Origin of the sequence: Dickeya chrysanthemi NCPPB 402, assembly GCF_000406105.1 — a bacterium.
Taxonomy (GTDB): Bacteria; Pseudomonadota; Gammaproteobacteria; order Enterobacterales; family Enterobacteriaceae; genus Dickeya; species Dickeya chrysanthemi.
The window spans coordinates 3,514,155-3,528,385 of sequence record NZ_CM001974.1 but is presented as its reverse complement, the minus strand read 5'-3'; the positions used below and the strand labels follow the sequence as shown (position 1 = coordinate 3,528,385).

Sequence of the window (14,231 nt, the reverse complement as noted above, 5' to 3'; positions counted from 1 at the left end):
CTTCGACATGGCTGATCACGCCGATAGTCTTGCCGGACGCATTGAGGTTATCCAGCACGTCCAGCGCGGTATCCAGCGTTTCGCTGTCCAGCGTGCCGAAACCTTCATCAAGGAACAGCGAGTCGATGCGGGTTTTGGCGCTGACCAAATCGGACAACGCCAGCGCCAGCGCCAGGCTGACCAGAAAACTCTCGCCGCCGGATAATGTCCGGGTATCGCGAACGGCATCGGCCTGCCAGGTATCGGCCACCTGTAGCTCCAGGGTGTCGGAAGCCTTGCGTTGCAGCAGGTAGCGTCCGTGCAGACGAGAGAGCTGGCGGTTGGCCAGAAAGACCAGATGGTCCAACGTCAACCCTTGAGCGAAGCGGCGGAATTTGTCGCCTTTTTGCGACCCGATTAACTGGTTGAGGTAGCCCCAGTCATCGCACACTTTCTGGCCGCGTTCGATAGCGTCGAGCAACTGGCGTTGTTTGTCGCGGCGTTGTTGGTCGCTGGCTAATTGCTGGCGTAGCTCGCCCTGACGTTCGACTTCGACTTTCACCATGTCGCCCAGACCGGCAAGCAACTGACGAATATCCCAGTCGTTGATGCCTTCCGGCATCGATTCGGGCCGGGTTGCCTGATGTTGCTCCAACGCGCTGCCGGCCTGTTGCAGTAACGCCTCTACCTGTTGTTGACGTTGGCTGAGCCGCTCTTTTAGCGTAATGAGCTGATGGCGTTCCTCTTCGTCCAACAGGGCCTCGCGAAAGACGATGGCGTCACTGAATCCGGCTGCGGCGAGCGCTGCGTCAAACTGGGTTTGCAGTTGTTGCAACACGCTGTCTGCGTGTTGGCTTTGCTGTTCGAGACTGTCGATTTCTCCGTTCAGGCGGCTTAACAGCGACTGGCCTTGTTGCCATTGCTGCTGTGCCTGTTGATTCTCCAGTTCCAGCGCCTGGCTGACCTGCCGCAACTGCTTCAGCACGTCGTTCACCGCCTGGGTGCCCAAGAGTTGCCAGCGTTGCTGCTGCGCCTGCTCCAGCGTGCGTTGTGTTTCCGCCAACTGTAACTGGCCGGTTTTGATGGCGACATCGGTCTCTTCCAGTCGTCGCTGGCCGGCGGTAATCTCGGCGACCTGTGCAGCCAGTTGCGGCTGGCACTGATGCTGCTCGTGTTCGTTTTCCTGCCAGCGTAACCATTCGGTCTGGCGCTGGCGCAGCCACTCCTCCTGCTGAGCGAGCGAGGGTGTCGTCAGCCCGAACGTTTCCATCGTTTGGCTCAGGCTGTCGTGCAGGCGCTGTAATTCGCGTTCGGTTTTGTCCAGTAATCGCTGTAGTTCATCGCGCGAGGTCTGCAACGCCGATTGCTGCTGGGTGTTTAACTCCAGTTGCTGTAGGGTTTGCGCCAGCAGTTGCTGCGCCGAAGTCAGTAAATCCTTACTTTCCTGAATAGTGCGCTGATTGCGCTCACGGCTGGTGATTTGTGCCTGCAGCGATTGCTCCTGGGCATCGCATTCATCAATCCACTGGTGCAACGTCGGCAGTTGCAGCGGATCGAAGCTAACCAGTAAGCGCTCACTGACAGACTGGCACTGCAACCGCAGCGACTCGTAATCGCGCTGGACGCTTTCCAGCGCGTTTTGCTGTTGCTGGCGGTGCTGTTTTTGCAACTGAAGCTGGGTTTCGGTCTGCACTACGCCGGCTTTCAGTGCGTCCACCTCCTGACGCAACGCCTGTAACCGAAGCTGGGTTTCGGACGGACGCAACGCCTGATAACGCTCCACCGCCGGGTGGTGCGTTGAACCGCACAGGGGACACTCTTTGCCCGGTTGGAGCTGCTGGCGTTCCCGCTCCAGGCTGACGATGTGCAGTTCCAGTTCGTGACGTTTGTCGAGATCGACCAGATGGCTGGCCTGATTCTGATAGTCGCGACGCTGCTGCACTTGCTGTTCTTCCAGCGCCTGAATTCGGCGTTGCGTTTCCAACTGTTGTATTTCCAGCAAGGTACGCTGGCTGATTAACTGTTGCAGTACGGCGGCGCTGGTCGCCAGTTGCTGGCGATCCGGCCGTTCCGCCGCACGCCGCGCTAACTGCTGGCGCAGGTTTGCCAGCGGGTACTCCGCTTCCAGTTGTTCATCCTGTTGCTGATGCTCGTTAAGCCGTTGCCGGGCGCGTTCACAGGCGAGCTGTTGCGCCTGCTGTTGTTCGACCAGCGACGTGCGCTGCTGGTCAAGGTATTCCGCCTGAATCTGTTGTTGTGCCGCTTTTTCCTGCACCACGTGCAGGTCCTGCTGCCATTTCAGTTGCTGGGGGAATTGTGCTTGCCACAAGGGAATATGGCTGCCCAGATGCTGGTGGCGACTATGCTGCCGACGATAGTTTTCTATCTCCTCCAACCGCAGCCGCGTTTGTTCTTGCTGGCGTTGTAGCCTGGCCAGGCCGGCTATCAGCGTTTTTTGTTGTTCAATCAGGCTATCCAGCGCTTGTTGCTGTTGGGCGCGCTGCGTCTGCAAGGTGGCGATATGGTGGTCAAGCGGCAGAATGCGCTCGTTGATCAATGTCTCTTGCTGTTGGCGGTGTTCGGCGTGTTGCTGGCGGGTAGACAGCGCTTTTTCCAGCTGTATTTTCAGCTGGTTCATGGCTTCCTGCTGGCGGCCGATTTGCTGGCGCACACTGGTCAATTGTTGACTCAGCCGCTGTTTTTCCCGTTGCGCTCGCCCGCGTTCATCATAAAGCGGGCGCAATTTTTCCGCCGGTTCGCTACGTTGCAGCTTATCTAATTGCGGTTGCGATTGTTGCTGTAATTGTTGATGTGCGGATTGCTGTTGCAGGGCCTGTTTTTGCGTCTGCTGGAGTTGCAGCAGCGAGTCGTACCAACGCTGGTGCGCCAGCACTTCTTCCCGGTGTATCGATAACGATTGTTCCTGCTGGCGGATGGCGTCCAGTTGCTGTTCCAGTTCCTGGCGTTGCTCATCGCTCAATAGCTCCAGCGTGGCGACTTTCGCCCGCAGAGTCTCCAGTTGGCTCTGTGCTTCTTTGTGCCTTTCGAATACCCGTTCTGAGATCTGGCCGTAGATATCGGTGCCGGTCAGTTCTTCCAGCAACTCCGCCCGCTGATTGGCATCGGCGTTGAGGAAGGCGGCGAACTGCCCCTGGGATAACATCATCGATTTGGTGAAGCGATCGAAATCCAGCCCGGTGATATCGGCTACCATCGCCAGCTTGTCGTTCACTTTATCGGTAAGGATTTTGCCGTCGGCGCACAGCGCCAGTTCCACTTTGGGGGGCTGCAAATTGCCTTCCGGGCTGTTGTGCGCGCGGCGCTGGCTCCAGAATGCGCGGTAAGCGACGTTTTTAACTTCGAACTCCACCTCCGCCAGACATTCAGCGGTGTGGCGCGTCATCAATTCGTTATGACCGGGACTGACCCTCAAACGCGGCGTCTGGTGGTACAGCGCGAGGCAGATGGCGTCCAGCAGGGTGGTTTTACCTGCACCGGTCGGGCCGGTGATGGCGAACAGGCTGTTGCTGGCGAAAGGCTCGCGCGTGAAGTCGATTTTCCACTCATCTTGCAGCGAGTTGAGGTTTTTCAGGCGCAGGCTAAGAATTTTCATGCGGACGTCTCCTGTCGCTGTGCGTCGATCTCCTGCATCACCCGGTTAAACAAGCCTTTCAGTCGTTGCCGGAGCGCCTCGTCCAGGTTTTCTTCCAGTGCCAATCGCCGTTCGAAAACCTCGACCGGCTGTAACTCTTCCAGTGTTTCTTTTTCCAGTTGCACCAGCATTTGCTGTTGCTGTTCCCGCGCCCGGCGCAACAGAATCACTTCCACGTTGAGCGGTTCGGTTAGCGCCTGAATATGTTGCTGGATATCGCTCAGATAATCCTGCGTGGCGATCTCGATATCCAGCCAGACGGGTTTATCGCCATGATAATCGCGGAATCCGGCCAGACGGCGTTCGATCTCCGCCAGATTGCCTTTTACCAGTTGCATCGGCTGTTCGGTCGGTATGCTCAGCGCGGTGACGTCCTGCAGTTTTCCCTGCTCAAAGTGCACCAGATAGACCGATTTCTCATGATTCAGCTCATCGAAGCTCAGCGGGATCGGCGAGCCGCTGTAACGGATGTGCTCACACTGCGCCACCCGTTGCGGGCGATGAATATGCCCGAGCGCGATGTAGTCCGCCGGGGGGAAGGCTTGTGCCGGGAACGCATCCAGCGTACCGATATAGATATCTCGTACCGAGTCGGAGGTCGCGACGCCCACCGTCGTGAGGTGCCCGGTTACTACGATCGGCAATTCCCGACCCAGTGCCGCGCGCTGTTCGCACGCCAACTGGTAACAACGACGATAGTGTTCGGCGATGGCATCCTGTAGCGCCTGCTGTTTCTGGGCACCGGATTGACCCGCCTGACTGGCAAGCACATCGCGTGGGCGTAGAAAAGGGACGGCACACAGCAAGGCGCCCGGCTCACCTGCGAGGTTATTCAGCACCAGTACCTGCTCGTTGATATCGCCCTCAAAACCGGCGACCACCCGGGTATTCAGGCAGGCCAGCAACGCACGGGATTCGTTCAGGGTGGCGACCGAGTCGTGGTTGCCGCCCATCACCACCAACTGGCAGCCGGTGCGTTGCAACGCCACCACAAATTGGTTATACATTTCACGGGCGTAACTGGGCGGTGCGCCGTTGTCAAACACATCACCTGCTACTATTACTGCATCGGCCTGATGCTGCTCAACCTGCTGCACCAGCCAGTGCAAAAACGCCTGATGCTCAGATGCACGGCTCCGTGTATAAAAGTACTGACCGAGATGCCAGTCAGACGTGTGAATAATTCGCATGAGACTCCCTGCAGGTGAGTGCAAACGATATGTTGTTTTGGCGGTGTTCATCGACAACGGCACAAAGGCGGGCACCGTAGGTTATGGCGAAACGCCGCGTCTTTATCATCGGCGATTATAGGCGTGCAGTTTAGGGCCTGTCCCATAATATCTGTATGAACGCGGCCGACCGACGTGGGATGGCGTAAAAAATAAGCGCTCCGGCTGTCTTCGCAAACGGTGATCGGGCGGCGGTTGTCGGGTGCGTTTTTCATAAATCTGTCATAAAACTGACGCATAATGCACACCGCACGCTAACCGTGACGATATTAACGGCAGGATAGATATGGCAAGACGTATTTTGGTGGTGGAAGATGAAGCGCCGATTCGCGAGATGGTGTGCTTCGTGCTGGAGCAGAACGGCTATCAGCCGGTTGAAGCGGAGGATTACGACAGCGCGGTGACCCGGCTGGCCGAGCCTTACCCTGAACTGGTGCTGCTGGACTGGATGCTGCCCGGCGGGTCCGGTTTGCAGTTTATCAAGCACATGAAACGCGAAGCGCTGACCCGTGATATTCCGGTCATGATGCTGACGGCCCGCGGCGAAGAAGAAGATCGCGTACGCGGTCTTGAAGTCGGTGCCGATGATTACATCACCAAACCGTTTTCACCTAAAGAGCTGGTGGCGCGCATCAAAGCGGTGATGCGCCGGATTTCGCCGATGGCGGTGGAAGAAGTGATCGAAATGCGTGGCTTAAGTCTGGATCCCTCTTCTCACCGGGTGACGACGGAAGAACATGCGCTCGATATGGGGCCGACGGAGTTCAAGCTGTTGCACTTCTTTATGACCCACCCGGAGCGGGTATATAGTCGTGAACAGTTGCTGAATCACGTATGGGGCACTAACGTGTATGTTGAGGATCGTACTGTGGATGTGCATATCCGCCGCCTGCGCAAGGCGCTGGAAACCAGTGGACACGACAAGATGGTTCAGACCGTTCGGGGAACTGGATACCGTTTTTCAACACGTTATTGATAGCGTGAGTCCCGGAGAAAATCTGACGTGCTAGAACGTTTGTCCTGGAAAAAGCTGGCGCTGGAGCTGGCTTTTTTTTGTTTGCCCGGTTTGTTGCTGGGGCTGATCATCGGCTATCTGCCCTGGTTTCTGCTAGCGTCGGTGCTGGCGGCACTGTGCTGGAACTTCTATAACCAACTGCGCCTGTCCTACTGGCTGTGGGTTGACCGCAGCATGACGCCGCCGCCCGGCCGCTGGAGTTGGGAGCCGCTGTTTTACGGCCTGTATCAGATGCAACTGCGCAACCGCCGCCGCCGCCGTGAGCTGGCGCTGCTGATCAAACGCTTTCGCAGCGGAGCGGAGTCGTTGCCGGATGCGGTGGTGATCACCACTGAAGAGGGCGGCATCATTTGGTGTAACCGGCTGGCTCAGCACTTGCTGAGTTTTCGCTGGCCGGAAGACAATGGTCAGAACATCCTCAACCTGCTGCGTTACCCGGAATTCACCCAGTATATGCAACAGCAGGATTTCAGCCGCCCGCTGACGTTGACGCTGAAAAACGCCCACCATGTGGAATTCCGGGTGATGCCCTATTCGGAAGGCCAATTGCTGATGGTGGCCCGCGATGTCACTCAGATGCACCAACTGGAAGGGGCACGGCGCAACTTTTTTGCCAACGTCAGCCACGAGTTGCGCACACCGTTGACGGTGTTGCAAGGTTATCTGGAAATGATGAGCGACGAATCACTGGATGGCGCGTTGCAGTCCAAGGCGTTGCACACCATGCAGGAGCAAACCCGCCGTATGGACGGGCTGGTGCGGCAATTGCTGACGCTGTCGCGCATTGAGGCCGCCACCGCTATCGATCTCAACGAGAAGGTGGATATCCCGCTGATGCTACGGGGGCTCAAACGTGAAGCCGACACTCTCAGCCAGGGGCGTCACGAGATTGTGTTTCGCGTCAACGAGCAACTGCAGGTGTTCGGCAACGAGGAGCAACTGTGCAGCGCGGTGTCGAATCTGGTGTATAACGCCATTAATCATACGCCGTCGGGTACCCGCATTGAGGTGTGCTGGCAGCAGACGCCGCAGGGCGCGCAGTTCCAGGTCAGCGATAACGGTCCGGGTATTGCCGCCGAACATCTCCCTCGCTTAACCGAGCGTTTTTATCGTGTCGATAAGGCCCGCTCACGCCAGACCGGCGGCAGCGGTCTGGGGCTGGCTATCGTCAAGCATGCGCTCAGCCACCACGACACCCGGCTGGAGATCCTCAGCGAGGAAGGCGCAGGTTCCCGCTTTATGTTCACCTTGCCAAACCGGCTGATTGTTCGCTCGGTGCTGGGGCAGAATGCCGCGAATCCACAGTTGTGATGACCGGCGGGGGCTTGATTGTCCCCGCCGCTGTGCCGAAAATAGCCGACTCTTGTCTTTCACCCCGATGGAAACCACACATGATAGCCACCCGCCGCCTGCTTGCTTTGCTGTTGTGCCTGTCTGGTCAGGTTGCGGCTACGCCGCAGGCGATGCTGGCGGGGAATCTTTCCAGCGCCGGTTCCGATACGCTGGCGAACCTGATGACTTTCTGGGCGGCGGATTTCAGCCAGCATTACCCCGGCGTTAACCTGCAGATTCAGGCCGCGGGCTCCTCGTCGGCGCCGACGGCGCTGGCCGCCGGTGCGGCGCAACTGGGGCCGATGAGCCGGTCGATGAAAAGCAGCGAAATCGAAGCGTTCGAGCAGCATTATGGCTACGCGCCGACGGCGGTGCCCGTCGCGCTGGATGCGCTGGTGGTGCTGGTCAATCAGGATAATCCGATTACCGGGCTGACGGTGCGCCAACTGGATGCCATCTTCTCGGTGACGCGCCGTTGCGGTGCCGGCAAAGCGGTACAACGCTGGCAGGAATTGGGGCTAAACGGCATCTGGCAACAGCGAGCACTGCTGCGCTACGGGCGCAATTCAGCGTCGGGCACCTACGGTTTCTTCAAACAACAGGCGCTGTGCGGCGGCGATTTTCTGTCGCAGGTGAATGAATTGCCCGGTTCCGCATCGGTGGTGCAGGCGGTCGCGGCGTCGGTCAACGCCATTGGTTACGCCAGCATCGGCTTTCGCGCCAGCGGGGTGCGGGTGCTGCCGCTGGCGGCCAGCGACACAAACGATTACGTGCTGCCGACCGCCGACACTATCCGCAGCGGGCGTTACCCCTATACGCGTTATCTCTACATTTACGTCAATAAAGCCCCGGGTAAACCGCTGGAGCCGCTGACCGCCGCGTTTCTGGACCGGGTGTTGTCGGCACCGGGGCAGGCCCTGGTCAGTCAGGATGGTTACCTGCCGCTGCCGGAAGTGGCGCGTGAGCAGACCAGACAGTCGCTCGGGCTTGACGATATGGCGCCGGCATCGCATCGCGTTCCTGCAATAAACTGATGAATAACATGAATCTATTTCATGTGTCGTGAAAATTCTTCCCTTGTCGTTGAGAAAAACGCATGACAGGATAGCTTCACTTCTAGCCGTCTAGATGGCTATAAAGTTCAGCGGCGTAATTATTTCCCCTGAAAACCAATTCATCTAAAAATCAGTTCATCTGAAAACCAACCGCCTGAAATCAGGCTGTTTCGTGTCAGTTGAAGTGCAGGAGCAGAATATGACACAAGCCCTTCCTCCGTTTCGTGCCGATGTGGTCGGCAGTTTGTTGCGTCCGGCGGCCATCAAGCAGGCACGTTTGCAGTTTCAGGCCGGTGAGATTGACGCCGCTGCGTTGCGCCGTGTCGAAGATCAGGAAATTCAACGCGCGGTAGAGTTGCAGCGCGCGGCGGGTCTGCAACTGGTGACCGACGGCGAGTTTCGCCGCGCCTGGTGGCACTTTGACTTCTTCGATAGCCTGAACGGCGTGGAACGTTATGAAGCGGAGCAGGGGATTCAGTTTAACGGCGTGCAGACCAAAGCCCGCGGTGTGAAGGTTACCGGCAAAGTCAGTTTTAATTCCCAGCACCCGATGCTGGACGATTTCCGCTTCCTCAATAGCGTGGCCGGCGATGCGGTAGCCAAGATGACGATTCCCAGCCCGAGCGTGTTGCATTTCCGCGGCGGCCGTCAAGTCATCGACAGTACCGTTTACCCGGATCTGGCCGACTATTTCGACGATCTGGCGTTGACCTGGCGTGATGCCATCCACGCATTTTATGACGCCGGCTGCCGTTACCTGCAACTGGACGATACGGTGTGGGCTTATCTGTGTTCCGAAGACCAGAAACGCCAGATCCGCGAACGCGGCGATGATCCGGATTATCTGCGCCGTACCTATGCGCAAGTGCTGAACAAGGCGCTGGAAGGCAAACCGGCCGATCTGGTGGTGGGCCTGCATGTCTGCCGCGGTAACTTCCGCTCCACCTGGATTTCCGAAGGCGGCTATGAGCCGGTGGCGGAAACGCTGTTTGGTGAAGTGAATGTGGATGCCTTTTTCCTCGAATACGACACTGAACGGGCCGGTGGCTTTGAGCCGTTGCGTTTCATCAAACCGGGTCACCAGAAAGTGGTGCTGGGTTTGATCACCACCAAAAACGGCGAACTGGAAAACGCGGAAGAAGTACAAAAGCGTATTGCCGAGGCCACGCAATATATTGCGCTGGACCAGTTGTGCCTGAGCCCGCAATGCGGTTTTGCGTCTACCGAAGAGGGCAACACGCTGTCGGAAGAGCAGCAGTGGGCAAAACTCAAACTGGTGGTGGATATCGCTAACCGCGTCTGGTGACGGCGGACTCCGCAGGTCAGTACGCTTTTTTATAACGCCGGTGCCTATTACCGGCGTTTTTTATTTCTATAAGTTTTTAATATGACTACTTGTTGCTCTTTGATGGAAATTTTAGCTTATCTTTCGCGCTATAAACTGTTTCTATGCACAAATCATGTATAGTCTGTCCGTGAAAATATAAATTCTAATGCTGCCTTTATATTAAATATCAGATTAATGTTCTGGTTTACCGATCACGTATTGCCTTTTATTGCTATAAACGTTTTACTTAGCCCCCATTAACGCTGTGCAATAAAACCTCACATCCATAATCCTGCACATCGCACGGCCGTTTCGCTTTTCGCGTGCGCCGCTTTACGCGCCCGGTTTCTGCCGGCAACACCATTTTTACAGGCAACAACAACATACATGATGAGTCATCGTTTAACTTCCAAAGATATCATGGCATTGGGCTTCATGACCTTTGCCCTGTTCGTCGGTGCCGGGAATATTATTTTCCCGCCGATGGTCGGCCAGCAGGCCGGTGAACACGTGTGGGTAGCCGCACTGGGCTTCCTGATTACCGCGGTGGGCTTGCCGGTGCTGACGGTGATCGCGCTGGCCCGAGTGGGCGGCGGTATTGATACCCTGAGTAGCCCGATCGGCAAGAAAGCCGGCGTGCTGCTGGCGACGGTCTGCTATCTGGCGGTGGGGCCGTTATTCGCGACTCCGCGTACCGCGACGGTATCGTTTGAAGTCGGTATCGCGCCGCTGGTGGGCCAGGGCGCCATGCCGTTGCTGATTTATAGCCTGATCTACTTTGCCATCGTCATCGCGATTTCGCTCTATCCCGGGCGGCTGCTGGATACCGTCGGCCACATTCTGGCGCCGGTAAAAATTATCGCGTTGACCGTACTGGGAATTGCGGCGCTGTTATGGCCGGCCGGTACGCCGATGCCGACGGCCGAGGCCTACCAGCAGGTGCCGTTCTCCAGTGGTTTTGTCAACGGCTATCTGACTATGGATACGCTGGGTGCGCTGGTGTTCGGTATTGTTATCGTCAATGCTGCGCGTTCTCGCGGCGTCAGCGACGCTGCCTTGTTAACCCGTTACACCATTTGGGCCGGGCTGATCGCCGGGCTGGGATTAACGCTGGTTTACCTGAGTTTGTTCCACCTGGGTTCCTTCAGTGGTTCGCTGGTGCCGAATGCACAAAACGGTGCTGAAATCCTGCACGCCTATGTGCAATACACCTTCGGCAATATGGGCAGCAGCTTCCTGGCGTTGCTGATCTTCATCGCCTGTATGGTCACTGCCGTAGGGCTGACCTGCGCCTGTGCCGAATTTTTCGCGCAGTACCTGCCATGGTCTTATCGCACGTTGGTGTTTGTGCTGGGGCTGTTCTCGATGGTGGTCTCCAATCTGGGGTTGAGTCATCTGATTCAGCTGTCAGTGCCGGTGCTGACTGCTATCTACCCGCCGTGCATTGTGCTGGTGCTGCTGAGTTTCACCCACCGCTGGTGGAATAACAGTACCCATGTGATCGCACCGGTGATGCTGGTCAGTCTGGTGTTTGGCTTGCTGGACGGTATTAAATCCTCTGCTTTTCAGTCATTACTGCCGGGCTGGACGCAAAGCCTGCCGATGAGTGAGCAGGGGCTGGCCTGGCTGCCGCCGTCATTGCTTATTCTGCTGGTGGTGGGGATTTATGACCGCATCACCGGTCGTCAGGAAGTCACCGCACACTCCTGATTGACGGTTGGCCGAAGGTTTTTCACCACAGGCATTTGCCTGTGGTTTTTTCGTTTGTAAAGACAGGGTTGCTTATTTATGGAACAACAATCCAGACTCAAGCGCGGCTTAAGTACGCGGCATATTCGTTTCATCGCGCTGGGCTCGGCCATCGGCACCGGGCTGTTTTACGGTTCTGCCAGCGCCATTCAAATGGCCGGCCCCAGCGTGCTGCTGGCGTATCTAATCGGCGGCGTGTTCGCCTATATCATCATGCGTGCGCTGGGGGAGATGTCCGTCAACAACCCGCAGGCCAGCTCCTTTTCCCGCTACGCCCGCGATTACCTCGGCCCGCTGGCCGGCTATATCACCGGTTGGACCTATTGCTTTGAAATGCTGATCGTGGCGATTGCCGACGTTACCGCTTTCGGCATTTATATGGGCGTGTGGTTCCCGGCGGTGCCGCATTGGGTCTGGGTATTGAGCGTGGTGCTGATCATCGGCGCCATCAATCTGATGAATGTGAAGGTCTTCGGCGAGCTGGAGTTCTGGCTGTCGTTTTTCAAGGTTGCGACCATCGTGGTGATGATTGTGGCCGGGATTGGCATCATCGTCTGGGGGATCGGCAACGGCGGTGAGCCGACCGGTATCCATAATTTATGGAGCAACGGCGGTTTCTTCAGTAATGGTGTGATGGGGATGATCCTGTCGTTGCAGATGGTGATGTTCGCTTATGGCGGCGTGGAAATTATCGGCATCACCGCCGGCGAAGCCAAAGAACCGCACAAGTCCATTCCGCGCGCCATCAACTCGGTGCCCTGGCGTATTCTGGTGTTCTATGTCGGCACCTTATTTGTGATTATGTCGATTTATCCGTGGAATCAGGTGGGCACCGAAGGCAGCCCGTTTGTACTGACGTTCCAACATATGGGCATTACGGCGGCGGCCGGCATCCTGAATTTCGTGGTGATCACCGCATCGCTCTCCGCCATCAACAGTGACGTGTTCGGCGTGGGTCGCATGCTGCACGGCATGGCGGAGCAGGGGCATGCGCCGAAGGTATTCAGCCGCCTGTCACAGCGCGGCACCCCCTGGGTGACGGTGGTGGTGATGGTGCTGGCGCTGTTGATCGCCGTGTATCTCAACTACATCATGCCGGAGAAAGTGTTTTTGGTGATCGCCTCGCTGGCGACCTTCGCTACGGTGTGGGTGTGGATCATGATTCTGTGCTCACAGATTGCCTTTCGCCGCAAACTGAGTCGCGAACAGGCTAAAGCACTGGCGTTTCCGTTACCCGGCGGATCGGCGACCGCGATGGTCGGCATTGTCTTTCTGGTATTCATCATCGGTCTGATCGGTTATTTCCCTGATACCCGGATAGCGCTGTATGCCGGGATGGTGTGGATAGCGCTGCTACTGGCAAGCTATGCGCTGCGTCGGCGTCGTGCCTGAGTCGCACGGTGCACGGATGACGGGCATAAAAAAGCCAGCGGCGAGGCCGCTGGCTGGTTCCTGACATCAGGGGCTGATTACAGGTTGTTGGCGTTTTCTTTCAGGTATTTCGCCACGCCGTCCGGAGAGGCGCCCATACCGGCTTTGCCTTTTTCCCACTGAGCCGGGCACACTTCGCCGTGCTCTTCGTGGAATTGCAGTGCATCAACCATACGTACCATTTCGTCGATGTTACGACCCAGCGGCAGATCGTTCACGACCTGATGACGGACGATGCCGTTTTTATCGATCAGGAAAGAGCCGCGCAGCGCTACGCCGGCTTCCGGGTGTTCGATACCGTAGGCTTTCTGAATTTCACGCTTAATGTCAGCGACCATCGCGTATTTCACTTCACCGATACCGCCGTTTTCGATCGGGGTTTTACGCCAGGCGTTGTGAACGAACTCAGAGTCAAAAGACACACCAACTACTTCAACGCCACGTTTTTTAAACTCTTCATAGCGGTGATCGAACGCAATCAGCTCAGACGGGCACACGAAGGTGAAGTCCATCGGCCAGAAGAAGATCACAGCCGGTTTACCGTTGATGTGCTTTTTCAGATTGAAATTCTCAACGATTTCCCCGCTTCCCAGCACGGCAGCGGCGGTGAAATCGGGGGCAGGACGCGTTACCAGGACCATAATTACTCCTGTAAATACTGTTAATGATAGGTGAATGTAATAAACGCCGTAAGTATAGGTACAGCCTGCCGGTGAATAAAGTGAAAGCGACCAATCAATAAGATAGCCTTTGTCTATCGAATCAATTGATAATTCTTTTCACTGACAGATGAACAGCCTGGCGTGCTGTTCCTCATGTTACCGTGCGGCGTCAGCCGGGCCATCAAGCTGACCTGTTTTTGCCAGATGCATCATACGAGGATAGAACTGCCAGAATAATGTTTCAAATTGATGGTAGCCGCGTTCAATGTCGCCGAAAGAACCGGAAAGCGCCGCCAGCTTCGGCCGGCGCACCGACATGCGGTGCAGTACGTCGGCGATGAACGGCAGTTCGGCGTAACGCTCCAGCCAGCGTTCAGGCCACAGGTAATGATTCAGGTTGCGAAAGCGCTCCGGGGTATCAGGCAGGTGGGGCGCTATTTGTCGTTCGGCGTCGTTGACGAAATGCGTCAACGATGTTGTGGGCTCCAGTTCCGACCAGTGGCGCGCCAGAAAATGGTCCCACAGCACATCCAGCGCGATTGGCGCGACGCGGCGATAGTCGGCACTGAAATGGCGACAGGCGGTGCGTACTTCCGGCAGGCTGTCGGTCAAGGCGTCTATGCGGCGGTGCAGACGGATGCCTGCCACCATTTCCGCCGGATAAAGTGTGTCAGGGTTACCGCGCACGAAATCCGCCATCAGGTTTCCGGTCAACGAGCTTTGTGCCAGCGTGGCGAGATGCAGATGTGCGAGAAAATTCATGGGGTCGATGCGCTCCCGGAAAAGCGAAAAGGCATTAA

The 14,231-nt window shown here is 56.9% G+C and carries 9 protein-coding genes and 2 pseudogenes; 6 read left to right on the top strand and 5 right to left on the bottom strand.

What is annotated here, in order from left to right:
• From DCH402_RS23415 to sbcD, 3 genes and pseudogenes are all read right to left on the bottom strand, one after another.
• Positions 1-394: pseudogene (locus DCH402_RS23415) on the bottom strand (SbcC/MukB-like Walker B domain-containing protein); the annotation flags it as partial.
• Between the two features lie 2,145 nt (positions 395-2,539).
• Positions 2,540-3,592: pseudogene (locus DCH402_RS23410) on the bottom strand (AAA family ATPase); the annotation flags it as partial.
• A complete protein-coding gene (gene sbcD / locus DCH402_RS15440) occupies positions 3,589-4,821 on the bottom strand; it encodes an exonuclease subunit SbcD (protein ID WP_040002094.1) in 1,233 nt (410 codons plus the stop codon). The pseudogene DCH402_RS23410 and the gene sbcD, both read right to left, overlap by 4 nt.
• A gap of 325 nt (positions 4,822-5,146) precedes the next feature.
• Here sbcD and phoB point away from each other — a divergent pair, with 325 nt between their 5' ends.
• The 6 genes from phoB to proY all read left to right on the top strand — a co-directional run bounded on the left by phoB (position 5,147) and on the right by proY (position 12,730).
• Positions 5,147-5,836, top strand: coding sequence for a phosphate response regulator transcription factor PhoB (phoB, locus tag DCH402_RS15435; RefSeq protein ID WP_012770778.1), 690 nt, complete (start codon positions 5,147-5,149; stop codon positions 5,834-5,836).
• A 27-nt stretch (positions 5,837-5,863) separates the two neighbouring features.
• A complete protein-coding gene (gene phoR, locus DCH402_RS15430) occupies positions 5,864-7,186 on the top strand; it encodes a phosphate regulon sensor histidine kinase PhoR (protein ID WP_040002092.1) in 1,323 nt (440 codons plus the stop codon).
• Positions 7,187-7,266: 80 nt separating this feature from the next.
• Complete coding sequence (locus DCH402_RS15425) at positions 7,267-8,241, top strand: PstS family phosphate ABC transporter substrate-binding protein (RefSeq protein ID WP_040002090.1); 975 nt, start codon at positions 7,267-7,269, stop codon at positions 8,239-8,241.
• Between the two features lie 220 nt (positions 8,242-8,461).
• Positions 8,462-9,568, top strand: coding sequence for a cobalamin-independent methionine synthase II family protein (locus DCH402_RS15420; RefSeq protein WP_040002089.1), 1,107 nt, complete (start codon positions 8,462-8,464; stop codon positions 9,566-9,568).
• Between the two features lie 411 nt (positions 9,569-9,979).
• Positions 9,980-11,299, top strand: coding sequence for a branched-chain amino acid transport system II carrier protein (gene brnQ / locus DCH402_RS15415; RefSeq protein ID WP_040003644.1), 1,320 nt, complete (start codon positions 9,980-9,982; stop codon positions 11,297-11,299).
• A 78-nt stretch (positions 11,300-11,377) separates the two neighbouring features.
• Positions 11,378-12,730 carry a proline-specific permease ProY gene (gene proY / locus DCH402_RS15410; RefSeq protein ID WP_027712850.1) on the top strand — a complete coding sequence of 451 codons (1,353 nt, stop codon included), beginning with the start codon at positions 11,378-11,380 and terminating at the stop codon, positions 12,728-12,730.
• Between the two features lie 77 nt (positions 12,731-12,807).
• On the opposite strand, the gene DCH402_RS15405 is transcribed toward proY, so the two are convergent.
• Both DCH402_RS15405 and DCH402_RS15400 read right to left on the bottom strand, forming a co-directional pair.
• A complete protein-coding gene (locus DCH402_RS15405; RefSeq protein ID WP_040002088.1) occupies positions 12,808-13,410 on the bottom strand; it encodes a peroxiredoxin C in 603 nt (200 codons plus the stop codon).
• Between the two features lie 177 nt (positions 13,411-13,587).
• Entirely contained in the window at positions 13,588-14,193 is a 606-nt protein-coding gene (locus tag DCH402_RS15400) for an acyl carrier protein phosphodiesterase (protein ID WP_040002086.1), read from the bottom strand.
• Positions 14,194-14,231 lie beyond the last annotated feature (38 nt).